Genomic DNA, 24,152 nt, shown 5'->3' with positions numbered 1-24,152 from the left:
GCATTTTATCTATTGTATTTTATAAAAAAATAACATATAATAAGTATAAATGAATAAAGAAATCAATAAATTGCATTTTTATAGAAAATTTAATTTATTTAGATAACAAGAAAATTAATACGAAAAATAAATAATAAATAGGGGGAATTAATAATGGAATTATTAAACAAATTAGTATTACAAGTTAATGACTTTATTTGGACTTACATACTAATAGCAATGCTTATTGTTTTAGGAATTTACTTTACAGTAAAGACAAACTTTGTACAATTTAGGTTTTTCAAAGAGATGTTTAAACTTTTAGGAGATGGAGCTTCCAAAAATGCAAAAAAAGAAGGAAAAATATCTTCTTTCCAAGCATTTTGTATTAGTACAGCATCTAGAGTAGGTACAGGTAACATAGCTGGTATAGCTATTGCTGTTGTTGCTGGTGGACCTGGGGCGATATTCTGGATGTGGCTTATAGCGTTAATAGGTTCGGCATCAGGATTTGTAGAAAGTACGTTAGCTCAAATTTATAAAGTAAAAGATGGAAATTCATATAGAGGTGGACCTGCTTATTATATGGAGCAAGGTCTAAATAAAAAGTGGATGGGAGTTATGTTCTCAGTTCTTATAACTATTTGTTTTGCATTTGTATTTAATGCAGTTCAAGCAAATACCATAACAGCTGCATTTAATAATGCTTTTGGAATTAATAGATTTGGTTTAGGTCTAGTAATAGCTGCAGTAACTGCAATAGTAATATTTGGTGGATCTCACAGAATAGCAAAAGTATCTGAAGTTATTGTTCCAATTCTTGCAGTCTTATATATATTAGTTTCTTTATTTGTAGTAGTAACTAATATAACAGAGTTACCTAATATAATAAAATTAATATTTACGAATGCTCTTGATTTTAGAAGTATGTCGATGGGTACAATGGGTGGAATAATACTTGTTGGTGTAAAAAGAGGTTTATTCTCAAATGAAGCAGGTATGGGGAGTGCTCCTAATGCTGCTGCAACAGCAGAAGTATCACATCCAGTTAAGCAAGGTTTAATACAAGCTCTTGGAGTTTTTGTTGACACTTTAATAATATGTTCTTGTACAGCATTTGTAGTGCTTTTATACCCAGGGTATGCAACAAGTTCAGCTGAAGGTATAGGATTAACACAAGAAGCTTTAGCTTATCATATAGGTCCAATAGGAAATATATTTATAGCAGTTTGTATATTATTATTTGCATTCAGCTCAATAGTTGGTAACTACTACTATGGTCAGTCAAATGTTGAGTTTATGAATAATAGTAAATCTACAATGACAATATTTAGAGTAGCAGTTGTTGGATTTGTTTTATTTGGATCTGTAGCTCAAATAGAAATAGTTTGGAATTTGGCAGATGTGTTTATGGGATTAATGGCAATAATAAACTTAATAGCAATAGCATTTTTAGGAAAATATGCTTTTAGAGTATTAAAAGATTATGAAGAACAAAGAAAAGCAGGTATAGAAGATCCTATATTTGACTCTTCAAAAATAGAAGGTCTTGAAAATGTAACTGAATGGAAACGTGATAAAGATGAAGTAACTGCTTAAGACATAATAAGCGTGTATCAAATTAATTTGATGCACGCCTTTTTATTTTTCAAAGCTTTCTAGATATTTACAAAAACTTCTAAAATCTTCTATGGTTTTTATTTCGCTTAAGTTTCTTAGATCTATTATAATATTGCTACTTTTATGAATCATGAACTCCATGTCATATAGTTCACATTTAAAGAAGCCTTCCTTATAGCTATACTTTAAAGGTTCATATTTTTCAAAGTTATTTTCGAAATATTTTATTTTTGCATAACAAAGCTTGTAGATATGAAATAAGAGACTTAATGTAGAGTGTTTAATAGCAAATTTATGAGTGAAGTATTTAACTTTATAATATTTTTTATGATTAAATTCCCAAATTAACTCATCATTAAGAGATAGAGAATATTTTTTTAGAAGTTTCTGTTTATCAATACTTAGATCTTCTATATAGTTATAGTACATTGCCATACCTCCATAATTTATTACTATAATAAAAATATACAAACTATTGCTTATAAATATATTTAATTTACTTTACTATAGAAAATTGCTATATGATGAGATTATATATAAATTAAAACTATATATGAATAAATGTATTTATCATAAAAAAATAAGTTTATTAAAGAATGTTAATAAATTTAAATAAGTTTATGATAATATAAAATAATAATATGCTTGAATAAAATATAAATAAATAGATTATAATTAAAGCAAACATAAGTTCGGTTACTAGGAGGAAAAAATGAGTTTAAAACCTTTAGATATATTAACTAAGTATTATGGATATACGAATTTTAGGAGAGGCCAAGAAGATATAATAAACTCTATTATAAATAGAAATGATGTTCTTGCTATTATGCCAACAGGTGGAGGTAAATCTATCTGCTATCAAGTTCCAGCTTTATTATTAGATGGAATTACATTAGTTATTTCACCCCTAATATCTTTAATGAAGGATCAGGTAGATGCTTTAAAAACTATGGGAATTAATGCAACATATATTAATAGTTCTCTAAGTAGTAGTGAATTTAATGAGATTCTAGAAAATATTAAAAATAATGAATATAAAATTATTTATGTAGCTCCAGAGAGATTAGATAGCTATGAATTTATCAATCTTATAAAAGATAAAAATGTAAGCCAAATAGCTGTAGATGAGGCTCATTGTGTATCTCAATGGGGGCATGATTTTAGGATAAGTTATACTAAGATTTATTCATTTATAGAAAAATTATTAAATAGACCAGTAGTAACTGCATTTACAGCAACGGCATCTCAAGAGGTAAGGAAAGATATTATTGCTAGTTTAAGATTATTAAATCCAGATATTTATATAACTGGATTTAATAGAGAAAATTTATATATAAACATAGTGAAGTCATCTAGTAAAAATAAATATATTATTGATTACTTAGAAAATCATAAAAAAGAAAATGGAATTATTTATGCAGCTACAAGGAAAGATGTAGAAAAAATATATGAAGGATTATATAAAAGAGGATATTCAGTATCAAAATATCATGCTGGTTTATCACAAGAAGAAAGAAAAATAAATCAAGAAGATTTTATCAATGATAAAGTTAATATAATTGTTGCTACTAATGCCTTTGGTATGGGTATCGATAAACCTAATATTAGGTGGGTAATACATTATAATATGCCTCAAAGTATAGAAAATTATTATCAAGAAATAGGTAGAGCAGGAAGAGATAATCAAAAAAGTGAATGTATTCTTTTATTCTCTCCAGGAGATATTCATATACAGCAGTATTTAATCGACATAAGTATAGATAACAATAAGAGGAAGTTATTCCAGCATGAAAAACTTCAGCAAATGAAAGACTTGATTTATAGCAATGATTGTTATAGAAAAAGTATATTATCTTATTTTGGTGAAACTCTTTTAGAGGAGTGTAATAATTGTAGCAATTGTTTAACTGAAGGAGAGATAATAGATAAAACTTTAGATGCTCAGAAAGTTATATCATGTATATATAGAATGAAAAAGAGTTATGGAGTGAATATTATTGTAGATGTACTTATAGGATCTAAGAATAAAAAACTATTAGACTTTGGATTTGATGAACTTTCTACCTATGGAATAATGAAGGAGTATTCAAATGAAAATTTAAAAATATTTATAAATACACTAGTTTCTCATGGTTACTTAGAATTAGTAAAAAATATAGGATATAATGGAACTTACCCAACCGTGAAGTTAAATGATTTATCTATGAAAGTATTAAAAGGTGAAGTGGAGGTTAAATTTAAAGAAACTATAATAAGTAAATCTTTAAATACAAATGATGAATTATATGAAAGATTAAAATCATTAAGATATGAGATTGCATCTGAAGAAAAAATAGCTCCTTACATGGTATTCGGTGATAGTGTGTTAAAAACAATGGCATCTATTTATGCAACTAATAAAGAAGATATGCTTAGTATATCAGGTGTTGGAGAAATTAAATATGAAAAGTACTCAAATAAATTTATTAAAGTAATAGAACAATATATATTAGAAAAAGATATAAAAAAAGAAGAAAAAATAAATCGAGATAAAAATGCTAAAGATGAAGAGTTTTTATTTGTCAAAACTGATATAAATCTATATAAAAAGCTAAAAGAATTAAGAGATAGATATGCTAAAGAAGAGGAAGTAACTTCATATAGAATATTAGGTAATAATACCCTAAAAGAAATAAGTGGTAGATATCCTAGAACTACAGAACAGCTAAATGATATTTCAGGAATTGGACCTGTTAAGATTGAAAAATATGGTCAAGAAATATTACGTTTAGTTGAAGATCATATAATAGAAAATAATATGAACGTTAATTGGAATGAAAAAGAAAAGTTAAAAGTTGTTATAGACGGAGAGAGCAGAAAGAATAATGAAATAGCTTTAGACTTATTAAATCAAGGAAAAGATATTAATTTTGTAGGTGAAGAACTTGAAACTTCTATATCAACAATTTTAGGATATGTATATGATTATATAAAAGAAAATCAAGAAATCAAATTTAAATTAAACTTAAAAGCATTTTATAATGATGAAGAAGCTGACCTTATTATAAATGCTTGTAATGCATTTGGAGAAGAAAAAATAAGCATAATTAAGAAAAATTTACCTAATTATATTAGATATGAGAGTATTAGGGCTGTAATACTCGAAAAATATTTAGAAGCTTTAGAAAATAAAAAGGAAATTTGTAAGTTAATATAGAAATAATATATTGTATTCATCTTTTAAAATAAAGAATAAATTACTACAATGGATATAGATGTATTAACTTATAGTAATATTGCTTGGGTAATTAAATTAGAATTTACTTCATATATATTTTTTAGGTATAAAGTAATAATATATTTATATAAAGTCCAAAAATATTAAATGTTAATGAGAAAATACTTATAATAGAACTATATAGAAGTTTTTATTTCCTAGGAATTAATTTAAGGTAGTATTTATACTATAGTTTAAGATATTTTAACTTCTAGGATATATATAATACATTCAAATTTGCTTATTGAGTTATTGAGTAAGAAATTTGAATGTATTTTTATGCCATTAAAATCAGAAAAAATCTTAGGGATAATCTACAATAAATTAATAATAATTTTAATAATTATTGCACAGGAAATATAAAAATAATAAAAATACAGTTTAGAATTTTATTTTTATTTTAATAAATTTGTTATAAAATAATAGGATTTAGATAAATAAAAATGAGATTATATGTACTTTGTATACGAAATACCATAGAATTCTTATTCTATAAATTGAAATAAAATATAAGATATAATTTACAAAACTAAATATATATAAAAATACACCTTAAATTTCTGATATAAAGGTGTATTTTTATTTTATCTATGATCTATTATGTTTAAACCTACTTTTATAGATGTTATATTACATTGATAATATAACACTTATGTGAAATTACTATGAAATTTTAGTGTAGTAAGTTACTTTAAGTATAAAAAGGTGGTAGAATAATAAAACAAGAATAGATTAAATTAGGAGTGTAAATTATGGGACTGCTAGAATTTGATTTTATAGAAGAATCAATAGACAAGTTAAAATCTATGAGTTCAACATTAGAGCTAATAGGAGATGAGTTAGAAGAATACTTCGAAGTGATTTTAGATTATAAAGAAGAAGAGTATATAAATGTAACATCAAGAGTGAAATCAGAGTGTAGCTTAAGAGAAAAAATAATAAGAAATAGATATTTAAAAAAATATAATGAGGCTAGCAATCTTATACATAATCTCACAGATTTAATAGGAGTAAGAATTGAGTGTAGATTTATTGAAGATGAAAATAAAATATATAGAGTATTAAGACGATACTTTAATAAGACTGATGATAAAGTTTATTATTATAATAAAGAAAATCCAAATATAAAATTAAAGCTTAGCGAAAAACAACCTAAAAAACAAAAAAATGGATTTGAGATATATAGAATAGACGGTAAATTTAATTATTTAGATAGACAAATTAAATTTGAACTTCAGATAAAATCACTAGTAAATATTTTTTGGAGTGAAATTGAACACAAGGTTATTTATAAAAATAACACATACTTATTAGGTGATAGCTTTTTAAAAGATATGATGTTATCTATTAAGAATAATCTTACAATGATAGATAACCAATTAGTGAATGTATATAAAAATTTTAATACAGGGAGTTTTGAACATTCAGTAGGAAAGAAAAAAGAGTTAGAGAAATTATTAGCAAAGATGGCACATGATACTTTTTCAATGAAGATGAAAGAAAGTATAGGATTTATCGTTGACTTTAAAAAACCTTGTGAAACAATTTTAAATTACTCTTTTAATAAAAATGAAGAAGATGTTGATGATAGCATATTTGGAGACTTAATGATTAATGGATTATCAAGGATAAATGAAATATCTAAAAAAGAAATTGACTTTAATCAGCCAATTTTATTTGATAAAAAGCCAGTATTAAAAGATGATTTTTGCAAAAAACTAGGAAAGTATATAATGAACAAATTAAATGATGAATTTGCATGGAACTTATTCTTTAGAATTTTGTTTGAGATTGAACCTCATAATAATAAAGAAGATTTTGAAAATTTTATATCTTTTATAAAAATGAAAGTTATTTCTAAAGATAGTCAAGAACAAATATTATCTACGTTTAAAGATGAGGGGAATATAATAATTAATGATATATATATGACTATATGTAAAATAATTATTGAGGTTGATACAGTAGAAACTATGTATGATTATAATTTAGAAAAAATTAATTATACAATTTGTGAAATTACAAGTAGTATTTGTAGAGATATAGAAGACTACGAGGGCTATTTAGAAGTTAAGGAAGATACATTAAATAATATAGATAATAGGATAAGTAAAATATTTAATTAAATATTTTACTTATTTTGATCTTTGAAGCTGAATAAAAATATAATATAATTGATTTAATAGTATTAGGTTAGTTATATATTTATAAAAGTATTTTAAAATATTATTTTAAATAAACTAAAGGATGTGAGTAGAGATGTTAATAGTAACGACAGATGCGATACCAGGTAAAAATATAATAGAAGTGATAGGATATGTTGCTTCGGGGACTGTACGTAGTAAGAATTTAGGTAAGGACATAGGAGCGGGATTAAAGTCACTAGCAGGTGGAGAATTACATTCTTATACAGAAATGCAAAATGAATCTAGACAAATAGCGATAGGTAGATTGGTAGAACAAGCAGAAGCTCTTAATGCTAATGCTATAGTTGGGTTAAGACTAATGTCTTCAAGTATTATGAATAGTGCATCTGAAATGGTGGCTTATGGTACTGCAGTAAAAATTGAGGAGTAAGAATGATAAATATGATTATTTTATTATATGGAGGATTTTTACTTTTCTTACTTGTTTTTGGGATAATCAAAATTATAGAGAGAATAAAAGAAAAACCAAAAGATGATAAAGACTTAGATAAATATAAAAAATATTAACATAGAAGTGTGTATTTCGAATTATTTTTGAAATACACACTTTTAATTTATTAGAATATAACATTATTAGGTTTAAGACAAATATATTATAAAATTATATACTTAATATATGTTATTTTATATAAAAAAAGATTGATATATTGTATAATATTCTTTATCAGAGTATTTAAAGCAGGAGGTTGAAATGAATAATATTATATTAGTTAGAGGAGCTGGAGATTTAGCTTCTGCAGTAATACATAAATTACATATGTGTGGATTTAAAGTTGTAGCATTAGAAATTGAAAAACCTCTAGCTATAAGAAGGCAAGTTGCATTTTGTGAAGCAGTATATGAAGGGGAAGTAGAAATCGAGGGGGTTTCATGCAAATTATGTAATAGTATTTCTCAAGTTAAAGAGACTTTAAAAATAAATAAAGTTGCCTTGTATATTGATCCGAAAGGAGAATCGATAAAAGAGATAAATCCGAAAGTTGTGGTTGATTGTATATTAGCAAAGAAAAATATTGGGACTAATAGGGATATGGCAGATTTAACTATTGGACTAGGTCCAGGTTTTTGTGCAGGAGAAGATGTGGATATAGTAATTGAAACTATGAGAGGTCATAATTTAGGAAGAGTGATAAGAATGGGTAAACCGAAAGAAAATACCGGAATACCGGGAGAAATAAACGGTGTATCTAAAGACAGGGTAGTCTACTCTCAAGTAAATGGAATAATTAGTATATTATGTGATATTGGAGATATAGTGAAAAAAAATCAAGTTTTAGCTTATATAGAAGACAATAGTGGAAATAAACATGAGGTTTTGGCAAGTATAGATGGATTGTTAAGAGGGATTATTAGAGATGGGGCATATGTTAAAAGTAATCTAAAAATTCTAGATATAGATCCAAGATTAGATCAAGTGAAAAATGCATTTACAATATCAGATAAAGGAAGAAATATAGCGGGTGGAGTATTAGAGGCTATTTTATCAAGTAAAATACTACCTAAATATTAGGAGGGATAAATATGCATGAAGCAATATTATCAAAGATAAATGAAGAAATAAAAAATGGAAATAAAGTTGCATTTGCAATGATTACAGAAGTAGAAGGATCAAGCCCAGGTAAGCAGGGTTCAACTTTAGCATACCTTTCTGATGGAAGTATAATAGGAACTGTAGGGGGAGGAATCTTAGAATATGAGATAATAAACAAATGTAAAGAGTGTTTAAAAAATGGAGACGATATGAATTTTGAACATAATCTAACAAAAAACTCAGAAGATACACCAATGCAGTGTGGCGGAAATGTAAGAGGTTATATAAAAGTATTCAAACCTAAACCGAGATTATTAATAGTTGGTGGAGGTCATGTGGGATATAGTTTATATAATATATCAAATACTTTAGATTTTAATATTATAATTATTGATGATAGAGAAGAATTTGCAAATAAAGATAGATTTAAAAATGCCAAGGAAGTATACAGTGGTAATATAGAAAATATCTTGAAAAATATAAATATTGATGAAAATACATATGTAGTAATAGCTACAAGAGGTTATGAAAAAGATTTAGAAGCATTAAGATGTATTATCAATAAAAATGCTGGCTATATAGGGATGATCGGTAGCCTTAAAAAATGGACGACTCTAAAATCAGCATTGATTAATGAAGGAGTAAGTGAAGAATTATTAAATTCTGTATATGCTCCTGTAGGTCTAAATATATCTTCAAACGAAGTAAATGAAATTGCCTTTGGAATAATGGCAGAAATTTTATTAGTAAAAAATAAAGGATGTTTATCTCATAGAAAAGACAAAAATTTGAGATTTTATAAATAATATTAAATAAATTTAAAGGAATATGACGGATTATATAAAATAGTTAATTATAAAAAAGATTAATCAGAGGTGATTTTATGTTTAAAGTTGCAATTATAACACTTAGTGATAAAGGTTATGAAGGATTAAGAGAAGATATCACAGGAAAAAAACTTAAAGAATATGTTGAAAGTAATGGACATTATAAAGTTGTACATTATGCGTTGATAAAAGATGACAAAGAAATGTTAGTAAATGAACTTATAGATATATGTGATAACAACAAAGCTGATTTAGTATTAACTAATGGTGGAACGGGATTCTCAAAAAGAGATGTTACACCGGAAGGTACTAAAGAAGCTATAGAAAGAGAAATACCAGGAATAAGTGAATATATGAGAATGAAATCTTCAGAAATAACTAAAAAAGCTATACTAAGCAGAGGTATAAGTGGAATAAGAAAAAGTACAATAATAATTAATTTACCTGGTAGCCCTAAAGGTGCAGTTGAAAATTTAAGTTTTATATTTGATGTATTAGAGCATGGTATAGAAATACTTAAGGGTGATGCAAGTGAGTGTGCTACACCTTTAAAAAATAATTAGATAGCAAAGAGGGAAGTAAATGATAGATAAATATGGAAGAAATATAAATTATCTTAGAATTTCACTTACAGATAGGTGCAATTTAAGATGTATTTATTGTATGCCATCAGATATTGAATTTAGAGATGAATATATAAATGATACTTTAAGCACAGGAGATTATAAATTTATAATAAAGTCAATGGCAAACTCTGGGATAACCAAATTAAGATTTACTGGAGGAGAACCTACCCTACATCCAGGTTTAAATGATCTTATTTGGTTTGCTAAAAATGAGTGTAATATAAATGATATAGCAATAACTACTAATGGACTTAATTTGGCGAAAATAGCATCAACTTTAAAAGCAAATGGATTAAACAAAGTTAATATAAGTATTGATTCATTAAAAGTGTATAAATACAAATCTGTTACCAGAGGTGGAGATTTGACTAAAGTATTAAACGGTATAAATGAATGCCTAAAGGAAGGGATCAAAGTTAAGATAAATTGTGTAGCAATAAAAGGATTCAATGATGATGAGATTTTAGATTTTATAGAATTAATAAGATATAATCCTATTGATGTTAGGTTTATTGAACTTATGCCTATTGGAGAAGGACAAAAAATATATGAAAATGGATATATAAATGTTCATGAAATGATTGAATCTATTGATGGATTATACCCTGTACCATCAGAAGAAGATTCTCCAGCTAAATACTATAAGTTCAAAGGTGCAAAAGGAAGAATCGGAGTCATAACACCTCTTAGTTGTAGTTTTTGTAAAAACTGCAATAGGATAAGAGTTACCTCTAACGGTAAAATAAAATTATGTCTTCATTCTAAAGAAGAAATAGATATAAGAAATTATATTAATAAGCCATTAATATTTAGAGAAGTTTTAAAAGATATAATTTTAGGAAAGCCAGAAAAACATAATTTAGTAGAAAGACAAAGTAGTGAGACGACTAGAAAAATGTATGAGATAGGAGGTTAATAATGTTAACTCATATTAACGAAAAAGGCTATGCAAAAATGGTAGATATAAGCGAAAAGGAGAATACTACAAGAGTAGCAGTAGCAACAGCTACTATATCTATGACGAATGAAGCATTAGAAAAAATAAAAAGTGGACAAATAAAAAAGGGAGATGTATTATCAGTTGCTCAGATAGCGGGAATTATGGGGGCAAAAAATACATCAAATAATATACCTATGTGTCATCAAATCAACTTAGTTGGTTGTGATTTAGACTTTGAAATAGATGAAGGGACTTCCTCTATAATAATATATGCTACTTGTAAAAGTTTAGGCAAAACGGGTGTAGAAATGGAAGCATTAAATGCTTGCTCAATAGCAGCCTTAACAATTTATGATATGTGTAAAGCAGTAGATAAGAGAATGGTGATAAGTAACATTCATTTAATAGAAAAAACAGGTGGAAAATCAGGAGATTTTAAATATTAATTGTTTTGGAGAGTGAGTAAATGGCAAAGATAGTATCAATAAATATAAGTACTAAAAAGGGTGTCATAAAAGAACCAATAAGTAAAGCAGAGTTAAAAATTAATCATGGTATAGTTGGTGATGCTCATGCAGGAAATTGGCATCGTCAAATAAGTATGTTAGCTGAAGAAAGTATTCAAAAGATGAAAGATAAAGGTTTTGATCACTTAAAATTTGGAGACTTTGCAGAAAATATAACTACAGAAGGGATAGAAGTTCATACTTTACCTGTAGGAACAAAACTAAAAATAGGTGAATGTGAAGTAGAAGTAACTCAGATCGGAAAAAAGTGTCATAATGGATGTGCGATAAAGCAAACAACAGGCGACTGTGTAATGCCAAGAGAAGGAATCTTCGTAAAAGTACTAAAAGAAGGAACAATACAATCAAACGATATAATTGAGGTTTTATAAGTACATATTCGAAATTAAGAAAACAAAAAGAGCTAGATAAGGGCCAATTCTCAAATACCCCGGCTCGGTGTGAAATATAAATTTGCTAACATTTGCAGCATTTTTTCAGCTGCATGTAAGCAAATTTATATTCACACCGAGCCGTGATTTTAGAATAGCTCTATCAAGCTCTTTATCTATATTAATGAGATAATCCCATCGATGTACTTAATATAAAGTTTAACATAAATAAGAATGTTAAAACATACATTGCAGGTGAAACTTTCTTACCTTGATTAGAAGCTATCTTTAAAATAGTATAAATTATAAATCCTGCAGCTATACCATTTACTATATTATAAGTAAGTGGTATTACAGTAATTATAATAGCTATAGATATAGTATCTATTATATCTCCTTTTTCTAAATCAAAGAAAGTTTGAATCATTAATATGCCTATAAATATAAGAACAGCACTTATAACACTATTCGGTATAAGTTTTAGTACTGGTATTAAAAATAATGACATTAAAAATAATATTCCAGAAGTTAAAGCTGCTATTCTTCCTTTTCCTCCAGCACTTATACCAGAGAAGTTTTCAGCGGCAATTATAGTTGGACTAGTACCAAATAAACCTGCTATCATGTTAGAAACACCAGCTAAAGTAAAGTTTCTTTGGAAGTCATTTTCTTTATTTAATGCGCCTAACATTCCATATAAAATGCCCATATTTTCAAATACTATTACTACAGTTATAGATAATACTGCCATAAAGAATGGTATTGTAAATATATTTTCAAAAGATAAACTTAAGAAAACATTTTTAAAATCACCTATATTGAAAGCTGTAAAATCTAAATCACTAATAGAAGTTATTTTCATGGCCATAGATAATAATGTTCCAATAAGAATACTAATAAGTATTCCGCCATTAACTTTTCTCAAGTCTAAAACTAAAATAATAAGTAAAGTTATTAATGTTAAAATAGTTTCCTTATTAGCTAAGTTACCTAAACCTACTAAGGTATTTTCATTGCTTACAACGAGACCACTTTTTTGAAGTCCAATAAATAAAATTAAAAATCCTACTCCTACAGTTATAGCATGTTTTAAATTATTTGGAATTGACTTCATAAGTATAGGAGTTATTTTTGTACTTGCAATAATGGTAAATATTATACCACTAACAAATACTGCACCTAATGCAGATTGCCAGCTAAGTCCCATTGAGTTTACAATTGTATAAGTAAATAGTGAATTAATACCCATTCCAGGTACTATTATAAATGGTGAGTTTGCAACAAATCCCATTAAAAATGTTGATATTGCGCAAGTAAAAATTGTGGCTATCATAGCTGCATCTGGGCTGATACCAGCATCTGATAGTATGAGTGCATTAGTCATTATAATATAAGCACTTGATATAAATGTGGTTATACCTGCTAATACCTCCGTTTTAAAATTGTTTGTTTGAAGTGTTACTGTTTGTTGATTCATTCCTCTTTCCTTTTTATTTTGTATCCCTCGCCCTCCCACATATAAATATGCTAATACATATTAACATTAAAATTTTTAATTGTCTATAAAATTTTATTCTTTTCAAAATCTTATATAGTAAATAATAATTTGTTTTTGTATAATTATAAGAATGAAAGATAGGTGATAAATATGAAGATTGATAAAATAAAAAGTATGTTAGAGTTTTATACGGATAGAGTTAGATATAATAGTGGATTCACAGCATATAAAAGAAATTTAGTTAAAGATAGCTATGCAAAAGAAGAAAATAATGTATTTACTTTTTATGGAACTGTTATTGATGAGTATACGAGGCAAAATTATACAAGCTTAATAATGATAAATAGTGAAAGTAGAGATATATTAAATTGTAGCTGTGATTGTAAGGATTTTATAGCTAAGGATAATCAACCGAAAATATGTTCTCATATAGTTGCAACTGTACTTAAGGGCATAGATGATTTAGATAAAGAAGAGTCTATTGAGAATGAATATTATGAAAATATAATTGATCCTAGTTTAACTTTAAATATATCTCAATCTAGAGGTGGATATTTAGGATTGGAGTTAGATATAGAAGGTATAGATAAGAATGAGTATAGAAGAATATTTAATTCTTATAAAGAAAAGAAAAAACTTCATAGATTATCTTCAGGTGGATATTTAGATTTAAAAAATGAAGATTTAATAACTGCATTTAAATTAATTGATAGTTTAGGGGTATATATTGATTTTGATAATATGAAAATACCTAATAATAAATCTTTATACCTTGAAAGTTTTATAGAAAAAGAAAATTTAGATTTTATAGATGGTAGAAAATATGTTAGTAATATTACTAAAAAATATAAAAAAGTATCAAAGGCAACTTATGAAATCCCAGAAAATTTAAATGCAAAATTGAGAGATTATCAAATAGAAGGTTTTAATTATTTCAAATCATTAGCAGATTATGAGTTTGGTGGTATATTAGCAGATGAAATGGGATTAGGTAAAATATTACAATCTATAGCGTTTCTATTGTCAGAAGAAAACAAGAAAAGTATAGTTATTGCTCCTACAGCATTAATTCATAACTGGAAGAGTGAGTTTAATAAATTTGCCCCAAGCTTAAAGGTTGCATTATGTCATGGTAATAAAATTGAAAGGGAAAATATATTAAAGAACTATAGTGATTATGATGTGATTTTAACTACTTACTCGACTTATAGAAATGATTTAGAGAAATATGAAAATATTAGATTTGATTACTGTATTATAGATGAAGCTCAGAATATAAAAAATCCAGATTCTACAATTGCTAAAGTGATTAAGGATATCAATGCAAAAACTAAGTTTGCACTAACAGGTACTCCTATAGAAAATAATTTATTAGAACTTTGGTCTATATTTGATTTTATTATGCCTGGATATTTATACAATAAAGAAAGATTTAAAAATATATTTGTTAACAACGATAAAAATATTGAAGAACTTAAAAAAATGATAAAGCCATTTATTTTAAGAAGAACTAAAAAAGAAGTTATAAGAGAATTGCCTGATAAAATAGAACATAAATATTATATTGAGTTAGAAAAGGAACATAAAAGAGCATATTTAGGTTTTGTTAAATTAATAAGGAATAAACTAAAGGAAGCTAACCAAGATAAAATAACTATTTTTTCTTACTTAACAAAATTAAGACAGCTAGCCTTAGCACCAGATATTATGGTTAAAAATTATTTTGGAAAGAACTCCAAGATAGATATTTTATTAGATATTATCAACGATAATAAGGAAAGAAAAATACTTATATTTCCACAATTTACAAAGGTATTAGGTTTAATTGGAGATAGATTGAAAGAAAATAATATACCATATAGTTATTTAGATGGAAAAACAGATGCAAAAAATAGATTAAGTTTAGTTAATGAATTTAATGAATCAGAAGACACAAAGATATTCTTAATCTCATTAAAAGCGGGAGGAACTGGACTTAATTTAACGAGTGCATCTATGGTAATACATTTTGATCCATGGTGGAATCCATCTATGGAAAATCAAGCAAGCGATAGAGCTCATAGGATTGGGCAAAAAAATGTAGTAGATGTGCTAAAGCTTATAGCTAAAGATACAGTAGAAGAAAAAGTTATCGGTATGCAAGAAAGTAAAAAAGATTTAATAGATAGTATAATAGATAAAAATTTAGAGGATAGTAGTGTTCTTAAAAGTTTAACAGAGGATAATTTGATAGATTTATTTATATAACTCTGATAATATCTTAAATAGATGAATATTTATAATGTAGGGAAGTATGGGAAAAATACAGGGAGTAATATTTGATATGGATGGAGTTTTAGTTGATACTGAAAGAATATCATTTGAATTCTGGGTTAAGTCATTTGAAAAATATGGATATAAGTATTCTATGGATATTCATTTATCTATAATCGGAAGAAATGACCAAAGTATTAGAAACATACTTAGGGAAACATTTGGAACAGATTTTCCGTTAGAGGAAATTTGTAATTATAAATCTGAAAGTATGATTAACTATTTATTAGAAGAGGGAACACCACTTAAGATAGGGGTATTTGAATTATTAGAATTTCTAAGAGAATGTAACTATAAAATAGCTGTAGCTACTTCTACTCATAGAGAAAGAGCTATTCAAAGGTTGGAAAGTGTGGGAATTAAAGGAAAGTTTGATGGGATTGTATGTGGAGATGAAATAGATCACTCTAAACCAGATCCAGAGATATTTATAAAAGCAGCTGAAAGGTTAGGTTTACAACCTAAAGAATGTATAGTTATCGAAGACTCACCAGCTGGAGTGGAAGCAGGGTATAAAGGTGGAATGAAGGTTATTAATGTTCCTGATATGAAAATGCCTGATGAGAAAATGAAAAAGCAAGCATCACTTATATGTAATAATTTATTAGAAGTTAAGAAATATTTAGAAACTAAAGCTTGCTCTTTAGGTTAAATGAAAAGCTAATATTATTTATTTTATAAAGTTAAGTCAGTCTCAATAAAAAAGATCAAGTTATATACTTGATTTTTTTATTGAGACTAATAACTATAACAAAAACTAAAAATTATATATTTATATAATAAAACATATGATAAAAAAATGAATTTATTATATAATAGAATAATGAAATATATTGTAAGAAAATACAGTAAAATAATATATAATAATTAATATTATACTGGATGGGAGGCGCTGTTCTATGAACAAAGCAGATAAAATATTTAAAGAAACAATGATAAAAATACTTGAAGAAGGTACTAAAGATGAAGGTCCTAGACCATATTATCCATCAGATAATGCACCTGCTCATAGTACATTTATAACACATCAAGTACATACTTATGATATTAGTAAAGGTGAATTACCTATAATAACTCTTAGACCTATTGCTATAAAAAACGCTATTAAAGAAATACTTTGGATATACCAAGACCAAACTAGTAGTTTAGATATATTAAAAAATAAATATAACATACACTGGTGGGATGAATGGGAAAGTAAAGATAGACCAGGAACAATTGGACAAAGATATGGAGCAACAGTAAAAAAACATAACTTAATGAACAATCTTTTAGATGAAATAAAAAAGAACCCTTATGGTAGAAGGCACATAATGAATTTATGGCAAGAAGAAGATTTTAAAGAAACTGATGGATTAAAGCCTTGTGCATATGAAACAATATGGACTGTTAGAGGTGACTACTTAGATATGTCGTTAACTCAAAGAAGTTCAGACTTCATAGTAGCTGGTCACATTAATGGTATGCAATATGTTGCATTGCTAATGATGGTAGCAAGACATTGTGGATTAAAGCCAGGTAAGTTTACTCATTATATAATAAATCTTCATTTATATGATAGACATGAAGATAATGCAAAATTAATGATAGAAAGAGAATCTATTGACTGTGAACCAAAACTTATATTAAATCCAGAGAAAACGGACTTCTATTCATTTACAATAGATGACTTCGAATTAGTTGGATATGAGAGTGTAAAACCACAGTTAAAGTTTGAATTAGCTATATAATATTAATTATAAAATAAATCATCAAGAGAGGTCGACATGATAAAGATTATAGTTGCAGTAGATAAAAAAGGTGCAATAGGAAGAGATAATGAACTTTTATATCACATAAAAGATGATTTGAAAAATTTTAAAAATTTAACATCAGGAAATGTGGTAGTTATGGGAAGAAATACATGGGAATCATTACCTATTAAGCCTCTTCCAAATAGAGAAAATATAGTGCTAACAACTAGTAAAAAAGAATTAAATGGAGCAAAAGTATTAAATAGTCTTGATAAATTAGAAAACTATTTAAAAGAAACAGAAAAAGATATATATATTATGGGAGGAGCTTCAATTTACAATCAAGTTATGGAAAGTAAATTAGTTGATGAAGCCCATGTAACTTTTGTAGAGGATATAGTAAAAGATGCTGACACATTTATATCAATAGAAAAACTTAAAGAATTGTTGCCAAAAGAAAGATATGTTACTACTTTTGAGCAAGAGGGTTTAAAAGCTAATTATATGATTCTTTCTAAATAAAGGTTATATTTTATACTTAGAAATTATAGCTTGCTGAAATATAGGAGTTTCCTATTTTAGGCAAGCTTTTTTTATGAAGATATTTATTGCAGTATATATAGTATTAATATAAGTTCTTTATTTGAATTTTTTTAATTAAAATCAAAAAAAAAGCTTTGACATTCAAAGGTTTCGTAGTTAAAATATTAAGATATAAAGTGAATGGTTTAGAAAAAATATCTACATATGGTTATGGAAATATACTTGTTAGATATTAATAATTTTTTATGAGGAGTATGGGGAATGTTTGAAAGGAAATATAAAATTTTATGACTAAGAAGAAGATTAAAAAAATGCTAAAATATATTGTGGCTGTAATTATTATTTTAGGAATTGGAATTTTTGGATACATTGGAAATTATCTTTATAATTTAGCCCTTGACCCGAATACTTCAAAAAGCATGATATTTAAAGAAGAAGATGAAGATGAAACAAGTGAAGAGATAAATAAAGCAGCTGAAAAGTGGCTATTAGAAGAGTCTAATTATAAAGATGAGTATATTACATCATTTGATAAATTAAAATTACATGCTTACAAAGTAAACAATAAGGCTAATAGTAATAAATGGGTCATTGCAGTTCATGGATATACTAGTGAAGGTATAAATATGAGTAATGTAGCAAAAGAATATTATAATATGGGTTATAATGTATTAATTCCAGACCTAAGAGCTCATGGTAAGAGTGAAGGAGACTATATAGGAATGGGATGGGACGATAGAAAAGATATAATATCATGGATAGATTTTATAAAGAATGAAGATCCAGATGCAGAGATAGTATTACACGGAGTTTCTATGGGAGCGGCGACTGTTATGATGACATCTGGAGAGGAGCTACCATATAATGTAAAATCAATAGTAGCTGACTGTGGATATACTTCAGTTTGGGATGAATTTTCTTACCAATTAAAAGAGTTATTTAATTTAGATGCATTTCCTTTTATGAATGTATCTAGTATAGTAACTAAAATTCGTGCTGGGTATTGGCTAGGAGAAGCTTCGGCGATAGAACAAGTATCAAAATCTAAAACTCCTATACTATTTATACACGGAGATGAAGATGATTTTGTACCGTATTATATGATGGATGAACTATACGATAGCACTAAATCAGAAAAGGAAAAATTAGTTGTTAAAGGTGCAGGACATGCTAAGTCATCTACTGTTAATCCAGAACTTTATTGGTCAACAATAGAAACATTTATAAATAAATATGTAGATTAAATTTACAAAGTTAAATAAATGTGTTATTATTTTTACTATAAAGTTAATAGGCGATGGAGTTCGCCATTAAATGCGAAAGCTAATGACTCCTACTCTCTATATGAGGGTAGGAGTCTATTTTTTTGTAAATTAGGAGGAGTGTATATGGTTTTATTATTTAGTTTATTACTTATTGGTATTATAGCAAACTACAGTGGAGCTTTAGCAGAGAAAATTAAATTACCAGGGCTTATTGGTATGATGATAATGGGAATGTTAATAGGACCTTCATTTTTTAATCTAGTACCTCAAGTTACTTTGGATATATCTTCAACATTAAAGGATATAGCTTTAGTAACAGTATTATTTATAGGAGGGCTTGGGATTAGTGTTTCTCAAATAAAAGATATAGGAAGGCCAGCAATTTTATTAAGTATTATACCTGCTACTTTAGAAGGATTTACAGTAGCATTTTTGGCAATGATATTTTTAGATTTCACATTTATACAAGGTGCTATTTTAGGTTTTATAATTGCTGCAGTTAGTCCAGCTGTACTTATTCCATCTATGGTATCTTTAATCAATAGGAAGATTGGACAGGATAAAGCTATACCGCAAATGTTACTGGTGGGTGCAAGTGCAGATGATACTATAGCAATAACAATGTTTACAACTTTTTTAGGTATCTATATGCAAAGTAATAATGGTGAAAGTATATCTATAACAAGTCAGATTATAAGTATACCATTTACAATTATCCTTAGTATAATCGTTGGAGCTATAATATTTAAAATTACTAAGAGATGTATTGAAAATGCAGAAAATAAATATATAAAGGTATCAATAGCTTTTCTTATATGTTTAGGAATGAGATTTATTGAGAAGTATTTACATTTAGAAATTTTTAATTCTTTACTAACTGTTATGGTTTATGGATTTTTAATAAGGAATTATACTATAAATAGTTCTAAGATGATTTTAGATAATATGAACTCAATATGGAAGATAGGGAAGTTATATTTATTTACTTTTGTAGGGATGGCAATTAATCCTGTATTAGTAGGCGAATACTTATTTATTGGTATAGTAATACTTACATGCTCTTTATTTATTAGATCAATAGGTGTATTATTAGCTTTAGTAGGTACTAATTTAAATACAAAAGAACGATTATTTTGTGTTGTTGCATATCTTCCAAAAGCAACAGTTCAATCTGCAAAAGCTGCAATACCTTTACAAATGGGGGTTGTAGGTGGTGAAATAATGCAGGCAATTGCTATATTAAGTGTTCTAATTACAGCACCAATAGGAGCTATAGGAATAAAGTTAACTAGTGATAAGCTTTTATCAACTAAAGAATATACATCTGAAGAGAGGCTATCTTATAATACTTAGTTGAGAGAAACCCTGTACAATAAAAATAAATTTCTATAGTATAATAAATATAAGTATTAATGATATAATGTATTTTATATGAAGTAGTTTTGAACTATTTTTATAAAATATAAATAATCTTTAATTAAAAACTATAGAAATGGATGATAATAATGAGTAAAAAAATGAAGATAGAAAAACCTAAGATTTCTAGTAAATTAATAGAGTCTACAGATATAATAGAGAAGATACTAGATTATGAAACAGTAGAAGACACATTAGTAGAGAATACAAAAATACAAGAAATCAATAATATAAGTATTAAGCTTAATGGATGTATATTTAGAAATGTAGTTTTTGAGAATTGTGATTTTAGAAAAATTGACATGGTTGATGTAATTTTTGAAAACTGTGATTTATCAAATATAGATTTTTCAGATAGTGGCATTTATAGAGTTGAATTTAAAAATTGTAAACTAATAGGAAGTATTTTTAATGATTGTATTTTAAAAAGTGTTTTATTTGAAGATTGTGCAGGAAGATATTCAAATTTTGCATTTTCTAAATTTAAAGGTGTAAGTTTTATTAATTCAGATTTTAACTCTTCTGTCTTTCAAGAAGTGGAAAATGGAATGCTTTTACTAGATTCAACAAACTTAGTAAAATCAGTGTTTACAGGAACATCTTTAGATAAGGTGGACTTTACAAATTGTGATATAGATGGAATAGAATTAAGACTAAAAGACGTATATGGTGGGATTTTCTCAGCAGGTCAGGCTTTAGATTTAACAAAATTAATGGGAATTTTAATAAAGTAAAGAATAAGTTATCTCTTGAATAATCTTGAGATAACTTATTTTTTTGTTGACAAAAGTAATAAATAGAACTAAAATAGTTTGCATAGGAACTAAATAGTACGCATGCAAACTATAATATATAATTAGGAGGACAAAATTATGAGCAATATAAGTAAAGATATATTAAAAGTAAGTAAGCAGACTTTATTACTAATAGCAGGACTTGTTTGGTTATTTGCAGGATTTAGAGTGTTTACTTTAGGAAAGGATGATGTGAGCAATAATAAGGGAAATATAATTTTAGTTTTAGGAATTGCATTAGTAATATTTTATTTATTCTTTAATTTCATTTTTAGAAAAATGCTAAAAAAACATACTAAAAGAATTGTAAATCATGAATTAGAAATGAGATGTTTATTTGCTTTCTTTGATAAAAAAAGTTATTTTATCATGGGATTTATGATGTTCTTTGGTATAGGTATAAGAAACTTAGGCATATTTAATCCAATATACTTAGGAAGCTTTTACCTAGGATTAGGAGCTGCCTTATTTACATCGGGTGTATTTTTCTTAATAAATTGGATGAATTATGAAAATACTAAATTAAAATATATTAATCAATAAAGGGGAAATTTTATGAAGTACGACTCATTTGAAGTTGCTATGCTTATTAAAGAAATATATGCAAGTACAATAGAAATAGTTAATGATAATTTAAAGGGAAGTAATCTTACTCACCAACAAACAATGGTTATAAAATTAATAGCACACAAAGGTAGAATTACTATATCAGAATTATGCAAAGAGATGTCACTGGCAAAGGGGACTATGTCTGGTATAGTTAGTAGGTTAGAAGCTGCTGACTATGTTAAGAAAATCAAGGTTGAAAGTGATAAACGAAATACTTATATAGAGTTTTCTAATAAAGGAATAGAATACGCTAAAAATTTCAAACAGGAAATAAATAAAAGTTTTGATAAGATATTTGAGAATTTCACTGATGAAGAAGTAAAAGAAACTAAAGAAAATTTAATTAAATTAAGAAATAAGTTAAAAGGAGAGAAAAAAAATGGATAGTACTTTAATATTTGCAATAGTAACAATAACATTAGCATTAGTATTTTATACAATTGGTGTATTTGGCGAAAGACGAGCTAAAAGTCTAAATAAAAATCATGTTGTCATATTTTGGTTAGGTTTATTATGTGATACAACAGGAACTCTTACAATGGGCAAAATTGCTAAATCTGGTGTAGAGGTTATGAATGTAGCAACACAAACTTTGCATGGATTAACAGGATTTTTAGCAATTATATTGATGCTATTTCATGCAGTATGGGCAACATGGGTATTATATAAAAATGATGAAAAGAAAAAAGAGACATTCCATAAGTTTAGTATAATTGTTTGGATTATATGGTTAGTTCCATATATTATTGGGATGATGATAGGCATGGGTAAATAATTTAATAGATAGAGTATTTTTACTATGTTTACCACTGCAGATTTAAATTATAGAATTCAAAAAAAAGCATAATATAATAATACTAACATTTAAAGGAGAGAACAATATGAGTAGGTCCAAAAATAGTATTATGTACATGCTAATAATATTACTTCTAATATCTGTTGCTTTTAACATATCTTTTTCTAAAAATTTAAAAGATGTATTTACTTATGAATCTCAATGTTTGATGAATGTAGGAGATTACAACAGTAATTTAAGCGATATAGCAGATGGAAAAAAAGACAATGATTTTAAAAATAAAGTAATTTATAAAGTAAAAGAAGATTGGGATAACCTGAGAGGCTTTTTATTAAACTGTAGAAATTATTCTTTAAATACAAACCTTTTAAGAAAGCATCTCAGTACAATAGATGGATCTATGATAAATATATCAGAAAATCTTGGAGATCTTTTAATAAAGGATGTAAATGATTTTACAAATGAAGATAAGGATTTTATAAATAAATATATAAGTTTAAGTAAGAGTATACAAGAAAATGGAAGCGAATTAAGAAGAAAAATTAATTTTATTGTTCCTGTATATACAAAATTTAGAGTTAAGGATAATTTAAATACAATAGTAAATACAATTATTAAATCAAAATTTTAGATTAAATAAAAGCTAGGTAAGATTCCTGTAGATTTGGAATTTTACCTAGCTTTTTTATTAAAACATTTTTATATCTTTAATGATTTTACATACTTGACGTTACTTAAAGAATGTGACAAAGGTATTGCTAAAACGATACTTACAGTCCCCTGAATTATATTAGAGGGTATAGACCTAGCTGCGACAATAAAACTTCCTTCTAAAATTGAACCAGCAATAAAGTAACCAAACACCATAAATACCATGCCTATTAGAACACCTGATGTGTTTTTTAAAATTGTATTACTTTTTGTTAGAATTAAACCAACAATATAACCCTCACATCCTTTTATTACTAACGTAAATAGCGCCCAATGAGTATATCCACTAAGTAAGTCCGCAAGAGCAGAACCTATTCCCCCAGCTAACATACCTGATATTGGACCAAATAAAATAGAGGATATAAATATAACTGAATCACCTATATTAACATATCCATTTGTACCAGGAATTGGAATTTGTATAGCCATTGTAGCAATACAAACTAAAGCAATCATAAGTCCATTTAAAACAACCTTTTTAGTTTGATTATTCATAAAACCCCTCCTTATTATAAGCGAATTAATAATTTAATTATATGTAATAATATTATATAAAACAATATATATTGTACTGATACAATTTATTAATT

25 protein-coding genes and 1 riboswitch are annotated in these 24,152 nt (G+C 26.6%); of the genes, 22 read left to right on the top strand and 3 right to left on the bottom strand.

Features of this window, described 5'->3' with window-relative positions:
- Window positions 1-153 precede the first annotated feature (153 nt).
- Entirely contained in the window at window positions 154-1,578 is a 1,425-nt protein-coding gene (locus H8923_RS09145) for an alanine/glycine:cation symporter family protein (RefSeq protein ID WP_153971609.1), read from the top strand.
- Between the two features lie 42 nt (window positions 1,579-1,620).
- On the opposite strand, the gene H8923_RS09140 is transcribed toward H8923_RS09145, so the two are convergent.
- Window positions 1,621-2,028, bottom strand: a complete 408-nt coding sequence (locus H8923_RS09140) for a hypothetical protein (protein ID WP_153971610.1) — start codon at window positions 2,026-2,028, stop codon at window positions 1,621-1,623.
- Between the two features lie 283 nt (window positions 2,029-2,311).
- Here H8923_RS09140 and recQ point away from each other — a divergent pair, with 283 nt between their 5' ends.
- The 10 genes from recQ to H8923_RS09095 all read left to right on the top strand — a co-directional run bounded on the left by recQ (window position 2,312) and on the right by H8923_RS09095 (window position 11,884).
- The gene (gene recQ / locus H8923_RS09135) at window positions 2,312-4,795 is read left to right on the top strand and encodes a DNA helicase RecQ (protein ID WP_153971611.1); all 2,484 of its coding nucleotides are present in this window, start codon (window positions 2,312-2,314) and stop codon (window positions 4,793-4,795) included.
- Window positions 4,796-5,607: 812 nt separating this feature from the next.
- On the top strand, window positions 5,608-6,981 hold the full coding sequence (locus tag H8923_RS09130) for a GTP pyrophosphokinase (RefSeq protein ID WP_153971612.1): 1,374 nt from the start codon (window positions 5,608-5,610) through the stop codon (window positions 6,979-6,981).
- 133 nt (window positions 6,982-7,114) lie between these two features.
- Complete coding sequence (locus tag H8923_RS09125; RefSeq protein ID WP_153971613.1) at window positions 7,115-7,432, top strand: heavy metal-binding domain-containing protein; 318 nt, start codon at window positions 7,115-7,117, stop codon at window positions 7,430-7,432.
- Window positions 7,433-7,434: 2 nt separating this feature from the next.
- Window positions 7,435-7,569: a hypothetical protein gene (locus tag H8923_RS17510; protein ID WP_263457707.1), complete on the top strand. Its 135-nt coding sequence runs from the start codon at window positions 7,435-7,437 to the stop codon at window positions 7,567-7,569.
- A gap of 184 nt (window positions 7,570-7,753) precedes the next feature.
- The gene (yqeB, locus tag H8923_RS09120; RefSeq protein WP_153971614.1) at window positions 7,754-8,572 is read left to right on the top strand and encodes a selenium-dependent molybdenum cofactor biosynthesis protein YqeB; all 819 of its coding nucleotides are present in this window, start codon (window positions 7,754-7,756) and stop codon (window positions 8,570-8,572) included.
- A gap of 11 nt (window positions 8,573-8,583) precedes the next feature.
- Window positions 8,584-9,399, top strand: a complete 816-nt coding sequence (locus H8923_RS09115) for an XdhC family protein (protein WP_153971615.1) — start codon at window positions 8,584-8,586, stop codon at window positions 9,397-9,399.
- A 77-nt stretch (window positions 9,400-9,476) separates the two neighbouring features.
- Entirely contained in the window at window positions 9,477-9,983 is a 507-nt protein-coding gene (locus H8923_RS09110; RefSeq protein WP_153971616.1) for a MogA/MoaB family molybdenum cofactor biosynthesis protein, read from the top strand.
- A gap of 19 nt (window positions 9,984-10,002) precedes the next feature.
- Window positions 10,003-10,962, top strand: a complete 960-nt coding sequence (moaA, locus tag H8923_RS09105) for a GTP 3',8-cyclase MoaA (protein ID WP_153971617.1) — start codon at window positions 10,003-10,005, stop codon at window positions 10,960-10,962.
- A 2-nt stretch (window positions 10,963-10,964) separates the two neighbouring features.
- A complete protein-coding gene (moaC, locus tag H8923_RS09100; RefSeq protein ID WP_153971618.1) occupies window positions 10,965-11,432 on the top strand; it encodes a cyclic pyranopterin monophosphate synthase MoaC in 468 nt (155 codons plus the stop codon).
- Window positions 11,433-11,452: 20 nt separating this feature from the next.
- The gene (locus H8923_RS09095; protein WP_153971619.1) at window positions 11,453-11,884 is read left to right on the top strand and encodes an MOSC domain-containing protein; all 432 of its coding nucleotides are present in this window, start codon (window positions 11,453-11,455) and stop codon (window positions 11,882-11,884) included.
- Between the two features lie 181 nt (window positions 11,885-12,065).
- On the opposite strand, the gene H8923_RS09090 is transcribed toward H8923_RS09095, so the two are convergent.
- Entirely contained in the window at window positions 12,066-13,361 is a 1,296-nt protein-coding gene (locus H8923_RS09090; RefSeq protein ID WP_153971620.1) for an NCS2 family permease, read from the bottom strand.
- A 171-nt stretch (window positions 13,362-13,532) separates the two neighbouring features.
- Between H8923_RS09090 and H8923_RS09085 the strand changes: the two genes are divergently transcribed.
- The 11 genes from H8923_RS09085 to H8923_RS09035 all read left to right on the top strand — a co-directional run bounded on the left by H8923_RS09085 (window position 13,533) and on the right by H8923_RS09035 (window position 23,482).
- Window positions 13,533-15,629, top strand: a complete 2,097-nt coding sequence (locus H8923_RS09085) for a DEAD/DEAH box helicase (protein ID WP_153971621.1) — start codon at window positions 13,533-13,535, stop codon at window positions 15,627-15,629.
- A gap of 46 nt (window positions 15,630-15,675) precedes the next feature.
- Window positions 15,676-16,347 carry an HAD family hydrolase gene (locus H8923_RS09080; protein ID WP_153971622.1) on the top strand — a complete coding sequence of 224 codons (672 nt, stop codon included), beginning with the start codon at window positions 15,676-15,678 and terminating at the stop codon, window positions 16,345-16,347.
- A 247-nt stretch (window positions 16,348-16,594) separates the two neighbouring features.
- Window positions 16,595-17,425 (top strand): thymidylate synthase, encoded by an 831-nt coding sequence (locus H8923_RS09075; protein WP_153971623.1) that lies wholly within the window; start codon window positions 16,595-16,597, stop codon window positions 17,423-17,425.
- 36 nt (window positions 17,426-17,461) lie between these two features.
- On the top strand, window positions 17,462-17,950 hold the full coding sequence (locus tag H8923_RS09070) for a dihydrofolate reductase (RefSeq protein ID WP_153971624.1): 489 nt from the start codon (window positions 17,462-17,464) through the stop codon (window positions 17,948-17,950).
- 332 nt (window positions 17,951-18,282) lie between these two features.
- Entirely contained in the window at window positions 18,283-19,215 is a 933-nt protein-coding gene (locus H8923_RS09065) for an alpha/beta hydrolase (protein WP_243239220.1), read from the top strand.
- Between the two features lie 40 nt (window positions 19,216-19,255).
- Window positions 19,256-19,314, top strand: a riboswitch (Fluoride riboswitch).
- A 45-nt stretch (window positions 19,315-19,359) separates the two neighbouring features.
- Window positions 19,360-20,589: a cation:proton antiporter gene (locus tag H8923_RS09060; RefSeq protein ID WP_153971626.1), complete on the top strand. Its 1,230-nt coding sequence runs from the start codon at window positions 19,360-19,362 to the stop codon at window positions 20,587-20,589.
- A gap of 152 nt (window positions 20,590-20,741) precedes the next feature.
- Window positions 20,742-21,386, top strand: coding sequence for a pentapeptide repeat-containing protein (locus H8923_RS09055; RefSeq protein WP_153971627.1), 645 nt, complete (start codon window positions 20,742-20,744; stop codon window positions 21,384-21,386).
- Between the two features lie 138 nt (window positions 21,387-21,524).
- Entirely contained in the window at window positions 21,525-21,989 is a 465-nt protein-coding gene (locus H8923_RS09050; protein ID WP_153971628.1) for a hypothetical protein, read from the top strand.
- Between the two features lie 12 nt (window positions 21,990-22,001).
- Window positions 22,002-22,442 carry a MarR family winged helix-turn-helix transcriptional regulator gene (locus H8923_RS09045; protein WP_153971629.1) on the top strand — a complete coding sequence of 147 codons (441 nt, stop codon included), beginning with the start codon at window positions 22,002-22,004 and terminating at the stop codon, window positions 22,440-22,442.
- Entirely contained in the window at window positions 22,435-22,830 is a 396-nt protein-coding gene (locus tag H8923_RS09040; protein ID WP_153971630.1) for an HsmA family protein, read from the top strand. The genes H8923_RS09045 and H8923_RS09040 overlap by 8 nt, the downstream gene beginning before the upstream one ends.
- 106 nt (window positions 22,831-22,936) lie before the next feature.
- Window positions 22,937-23,482 (top strand): hypothetical protein, encoded by a 546-nt coding sequence (locus H8923_RS09035; RefSeq protein ID WP_153971631.1) that lies wholly within the window; start codon window positions 22,937-22,939, stop codon window positions 23,480-23,482.
- Window positions 23,483-23,550: 68 nt separating this feature from the next.
- On the opposite strand, the gene H8923_RS09030 is transcribed toward H8923_RS09035, so the two are convergent.
- Entirely contained in the window at window positions 23,551-24,057 is a 507-nt protein-coding gene (locus tag H8923_RS09030; RefSeq protein ID WP_153971632.1) for an ECF transporter S component, read from the bottom strand.
- Window positions 24,058-24,152: the final 95 nt, after the last annotated feature.

It is taken from the genome of Romboutsia faecis (genome assembly GCF_014323405.1).
Taxonomy (GTDB): domain Bacteria; phylum Bacillota; class Clostridia; order Peptostreptococcales; family Peptostreptococcaceae; genus Romboutsia_E; species Romboutsia_E faecis.
This window is presented reverse-complemented; position numbering and strand designations above follow the sequence as displayed.

Bases quoted from the DNA above. Each gene is read 5' to 3' on its own strand.
- H8923_RS09145 (WP_153971609.1), top strand. From the start codon at position 154: ATGGAATTATTAAACAAATTAGTATTACAAGTTAATGACTTTATTTGG.
- H8923_RS09030 (WP_153971632.1), bottom strand. From the start codon at position 24,057: ATGAATAATCAAACTAAAAAGGTTGTTTTAAATGGACTTATGATTGCT.
- moaA (WP_153971617.1), top strand. From the start codon at position 10,003: ATGATAGATAAATATGGAAGAAATATAAATTATCTTAGAATTTCACTT.
- H8923_RS09125 (WP_153971613.1), top strand. From the start codon at position 7,115: ATGTTAATAGTAACGACAGATGCGATACCAGGTAAAAATATAATAGAA.
- H8923_RS09095 (WP_153971619.1), top strand. From the start codon at position 11,453: ATGGCAAAGATAGTATCAATAAATATAAGTACTAAAAAGGGTGTCATA.
- H8923_RS09040 (WP_153971630.1), top strand. From the start codon at position 22,435: ATGGATAGTACTTTAATATTTGCAATAGTAACAATAACATTAGCATTA.
- moaC (WP_153971618.1), top strand. From the start codon at position 10,965: ATGTTAACTCATATTAACGAAAAAGGCTATGCAAAAATGGTAGATATA.
- H8923_RS09050 (WP_153971628.1), top strand. From the start codon at position 21,525: ATGAGCAATATAAGTAAAGATATATTAAAAGTAAGTAAGCAGACTTTA.
- H8923_RS09130 (WP_153971612.1), top strand. From the start codon at position 5,608: ATGGGACTGCTAGAATTTGATTTTATAGAAGAATCAATAGACAAGTTA.
- H8923_RS09065 (WP_243239220.1), top strand. From the start codon at position 18,283: ATGCTAAAATATATTGTGGCTGTAATTATTATTTTAGGAATTGGAATT.
- H8923_RS09060 (WP_153971626.1), top strand. From the start codon at position 19,360: ATGGTTTTATTATTTAGTTTATTACTTATTGGTATTATAGCAAACTAC.
- H8923_RS09045 (WP_153971629.1), top strand. From the start codon at position 22,002: ATGAAGTACGACTCATTTGAAGTTGCTATGCTTATTAAAGAAATATAT.
- recQ (WP_153971611.1), top strand. From the start codon at position 2,312: ATGAGTTTAAAACCTTTAGATATATTAACTAAGTATTATGGATATACG.
- H8923_RS09080 (WP_153971622.1), top strand. From the start codon at position 15,676: ATGGGAAAAATACAGGGAGTAATATTTGATATGGATGGAGTTTTAGTT.
- H8923_RS09090 (WP_153971620.1), bottom strand. From the start codon at position 13,361: ATGAATCAACAAACAGTAACACTTCAAACAAACAATTTTAAAACGGAG.
- H8923_RS09075 (WP_153971623.1), top strand. From the start codon at position 16,595: ATGAACAAAGCAGATAAAATATTTAAAGAAACAATGATAAAAATACTT.
- H8923_RS17510 (WP_263457707.1), top strand. From the start codon at position 7,435: ATGATAAATATGATTATTTTATTATATGGAGGATTTTTACTTTTCTTA.
- H8923_RS09115 (WP_153971615.1), top strand. From the start codon at position 8,584: ATGCATGAAGCAATATTATCAAAGATAAATGAAGAAATAAAAAATGGA.
- H8923_RS09070 (WP_153971624.1), top strand. From the start codon at position 17,462: ATGATAAAGATTATAGTTGCAGTAGATAAAAAAGGTGCAATAGGAAGA.
- yqeB (WP_153971614.1), top strand. From the start codon at position 7,754: ATGAATAATATTATATTAGTTAGAGGAGCTGGAGATTTAGCTTCTGCA.
- H8923_RS09085 (WP_153971621.1), top strand. From the start codon at position 13,533: ATGAAGATTGATAAAATAAAAAGTATGTTAGAGTTTTATACGGATAGA.
- H8923_RS09140 (WP_153971610.1), bottom strand. From the start codon at position 2,028: ATGTACTATAACTATATAGAAGATCTAAGTATTGATAAACAGAAACTT.
- H8923_RS09110 (WP_153971616.1), top strand. From the start codon at position 9,477: ATGTTTAAAGTTGCAATTATAACACTTAGTGATAAAGGTTATGAAGGA.
- H8923_RS09035 (WP_153971631.1), top strand. From the start codon at position 22,937: ATGAGTAGGTCCAAAAATAGTATTATGTACATGCTAATAATATTACTT.
- H8923_RS09055 (WP_153971627.1), top strand. From the start codon at position 20,742: ATGAGTAAAAAAATGAAGATAGAAAAACCTAAGATTTCTAGTAAATTA.